This window comes from Paeniglutamicibacter sulfureus, from assembly GCF_030512175.1.
Classification (GTDB): domain Bacteria; phylum Actinomycetota; class Actinomycetes; order Actinomycetales; family Micrococcaceae; genus Paeniglutamicibacter; species Paeniglutamicibacter sulfureus.
This window is the reverse complement of the sequence record NZ_JAULBL010000004.1, coordinates 1-3,328: the sequence shown is the minus strand read 5'-3', so window position 1 is coordinate 3,328 and position 3,328 is coordinate 1. Positions and strand designations below refer to the sequence as shown.

The following is a 3,328-nucleotide window of genomic DNA, read 5'->3' as shown; positions in this document are numbered from 1 at the left end:
GTTTCGACTTGTAGGTCTTGATCTTCGGTTATTGGCGGCGGCAAGCTGACGATAACCAAACTTAAGGCAAACGACCCAGCGCCAGATTTCGAAGGCTGCGCCGGGTCGTTCTAACGCGAAAGAGTCGCGCTAATGATCACGGTAAGTTATGCGCCCGCCGCTGTCGAATCTGATCTGCGTGGCGGCCTCCTTTCATGCCCCGAATGCGCCGGGGCATTGCGTCCGTGGGGCCATGCACGGGAACGACGGATCCGCATGGGAACCGCGGGGCCGTCCGTGTCGGTGTTTTGCCCGTTGCGGGCCCGGTGCACCGGATGCCGGATGACTCATGTGCTGTTGCCGGTTGTTCTGGCGGCACGGAAGGCTGATGAGGCTTTGGTGATCGCCGCAGCCATCGAAGCCAAGGCCCTCGAGGGGCTCGGCCACCGCTCCATCGCGGATCGGGTGGGCCGGCCGGTGAGCACGGTGCGTGGTTGGCTGCGGTCTTTCGGCTCTTCCGCCGCGTCCCTGTGTTCTTGGTTTCGGTCTCTGCTGCTCCGGGACGCGTCGGATGCCGCGTCGCTCTGGCCGCAGTCCGCCCGTGGAATTCTTGCCCAGGCCTTGGGGGTTCTGTTGGCCTATGCCCGGGTGGTGGGCGAGCGTTTTGCGGTCCCGGAAGCCAGTGCGGTTCCTTGGCATGCTGCCGCGTTGGCCAGCGCCGGGCCGTGGGTGTTCAGCGGCACCTGGTGGGTGAAAAGGCTTGCAACACCAATTGGCCCTGATAGGGCGGGGTGTTGATGGGCGAAAGTGGGCAACAAGCATGACCTGCGCCCCGGTGCAGGTGGTGCCGATAAATACCGTTTCCCTGAAAGGACACCGCCTTGATGCCACTTGCCCTGATCCCGGAACAGCGTCCGGAAACCTTCGTTGCAGCCGACCCTCCACCGGCAACACCGGCACCGTCCTCGGCTCCGGTGAAAGGACCGGTGAAACGCAGCGAACGCGCCGAGCAGATCGCCCTGTTCCGCTACCAGCTCATCCGGGAAGCAGCCGATGACCAGCTCGGTGCCAAGGCCCGAGGTGTCATGGTGCGCGCACTGGCCATCCAATACCATCCCTGGCCTTTCGGGGGCACCAAGCGGTTCTCCCGGGAAAGTATCGATCGCTGGATCAAGGCCTGGAAGAAGGACGGCTTTGACGGGTTGAAGCCAACCCAACGCGCCCAAGGCCCGATCACCGAGCCCCGGGTGCTGCTGCTGGCCGAGACCTTGAAGCGGGAGAAGCCTCACCGCACTGCCGCCCAAATCAAAAGGATCATCGCCACCACGCTGGGCGATGCACCCTCGGAAACGACGCTGCTGCGCCACTTCCGGTCCCTGGACATTTCCACCGGCGTTCCCGGGGCCGCCACCGGCCGCTTCGAAACCGAGGAATCCAACGAAATCTGGGTGGGAGATGCCCTGCATGGGCCGCGGATCGAGGGACGCAAAACCTATTTGTTCGCGTTCCTCGATGACCATTCCCGGATGGTGGTCGCCTCCCGGTGGGCCTTCGCCGAGGACACCGTCCGCCTGGCCGCGGTGCTGCGTCCGGCCCTGCAAACCCACGGAATACCACGTCAGGTCTATGTCGACAACGGCAGTGCCTTTGCTGACAAGGCACTTCAGCGGGTCACGGCGAAGCTGGGGATCAGGTTGGTTCATTCGGCCCCCTACCGCCCGCAGGGAAGGGGCAAAATTGAGCGGTTCTTCAATACCGTGACCCAGCAATTCCTGGGTGAAATCACCGTCACCAACCAGCCCTCGCTTCCGGGCACCGGGCAGGGATCGGAGATCTCCACCCTGCAAGAACTGAACGCGCTCTTCACCTCCTGGGTGCAGGTTCTCTATCACCGCACCATCCACTCCACCACCGGGCAAACACCGCTTGAGCGCTGGGATGCCAGCTGGGTCAAACGCACCCCGGTACGCAAATCCCCGGACCAGGTCAGTGAGGCATTCCTCTGGTCCGAGAAACGTAAGGTCACCAAGACTGCCACGATCTCCCTGCTGGGCAACACCTACCAGGTGGACCCGGTGCTGGCAGGAACCCGGGTCGAACTCATCTATGATCCCTTCGACCTGGCCGCCCCCATCGCCGTGCACTCCCACCTGGGAGTCCCGGCCGGAACCGCGACCCTGCTTCAGATTCGTCGGCACGTGCACCCGAAGGCCAAGAATGCGGCCGCCGACCGGGACGCCGGAGCCCAAAACGTTTCCACCGGTATCGATTACCTGCGCCTGCTCGAGGACCAACACAAACACACCATGAGCGGGGCTCCGATCAGCTTCGAGAAACTCGCCACCCCGTCCAGAAACACCGACACCGCCAAAGCGCACCACCGCCAGGAGAACACGCCGTGAGCATCACGTCACTGCAAAGCCATTACGGTTTTTCCCGCATGCCCTTCAGCGCGGACATCCCGCCCCAGGCGCTGCATCCGCACCCCGGGCACCGCGAGGCGATCGCCCGGATCCACTGGTGCATCGGCCAACGCCAAATGGGTGTGATCACCGGGGAGGTCGGTGCCGGGAAAACCGTCGCGGTGCGCGCGGCACTGGCCGGGCTCGAGGCCTCCCGCCACCAGGTCATCTATCTTCCGGACCCGACCATCACCATGCGCGGCATCCATGCCACCATCGTTTCGGCCCTGGGCGGCCAGCCATCCTTCTATTCCGGGGTACTGGCCACCCAAACCGCGGCACTGCTGGCCGGGGAGCTGGACGAGCGTTCCCGCCTGCCGGTCGTGGTCATCGACGAGGCGCACCTTTTGAGCAACACCGAGCTGGAATCCCTGCGCATGCTCACCAACACGGCCCTTGATACCGGGTCCCACTTCGCATTGCTGCTCATTGGGCAACCCACGCTGCGCAGGCGCCTGAAGATGGCCGTCCTGGCCGCGCTGGACCAGCGCATCGGCACCCGTTTCACCCTCACCGGCATGAACCTTGCCGACACAGCCAGCTATATCAAAGCGCATCTCGGTTTTGCGGGCAGATCGGACACGCTGTTCTCCGAGGATGCCGTTACCGCCATCCACCAGGCCTCCCGGGGTTACCCGCGAGCGGTGAACAACCTCGCCGTCTCCGCGTTGATCGCCACCTACGCCGGCAACAAGACCATCGTCGACCAGGCCGCGGCGCAATCCGCGATCACCGAAAACAGCGAATAGGAGCCCGGCACCGACGACGACCACGCCGTCAGCAAGACAACGAATGCCCTGCCGAAACCCCTCGGCAGGGCATTTCCATGGGCGGCTCGTCGTCAAACCCGGTGACGCGAAGATCGTCAAACAACGCGACGGTCAACA

Annotated in this window: 3 protein-coding genes; all 3 read left to right on the top strand. The window is 64.0% G+C overall.

Features of this window, described 5'->3' with window-relative positions:
• Window positions 1-132: 132 nt before the first annotated feature.
• The 3 genes from Q2T94_RS20430 to Q2T94_RS20420 all read left to right on the top strand — a co-directional run bounded on the left by Q2T94_RS20430 (window position 133) and on the right by Q2T94_RS20420 (window position 3,190).
• A complete protein-coding gene (locus Q2T94_RS20430; RefSeq protein WP_302263213.1) occupies window positions 133-777 on the top strand; it encodes a DUF6431 domain-containing protein in 645 nt (214 codons plus the stop codon).
• 86 nt (window positions 778-863) lie between these two features.
• Window positions 864-2,381 (top strand): DDE-type integrase/transposase/recombinase, encoded by a 1,518-nt coding sequence (locus Q2T94_RS20425; RefSeq protein ID WP_302263214.1) that lies wholly within the window; start codon window positions 864-866, stop codon window positions 2,379-2,381.
• Window positions 2,378-3,190: an ExeA family protein gene (locus Q2T94_RS20420; protein WP_302263215.1), complete on the top strand. Its 813-nt coding sequence runs from the start codon at window positions 2,378-2,380 to the stop codon at window positions 3,188-3,190. The genes Q2T94_RS20425 and Q2T94_RS20420 overlap by 4 nt, the downstream gene beginning before the upstream one ends.
• The last annotated feature ends 138 nt before the right edge of the window (window positions 3,191-3,328 follow it).

Bases quoted from the DNA above. Each gene is read 5' to 3' on its own strand.
- Q2T94_RS20430 (WP_302263213.1), top strand. From the start codon at position 133: ATGATCACGGTAAGTTATGCGCCCGCCGCTGTCGAATCTGATCTGCGT.
- Q2T94_RS20425 (WP_302263214.1), top strand. From the start codon at position 864: ATGCCACTTGCCCTGATCCCGGAACAGCGTCCGGAAACCTTCGTTGCA.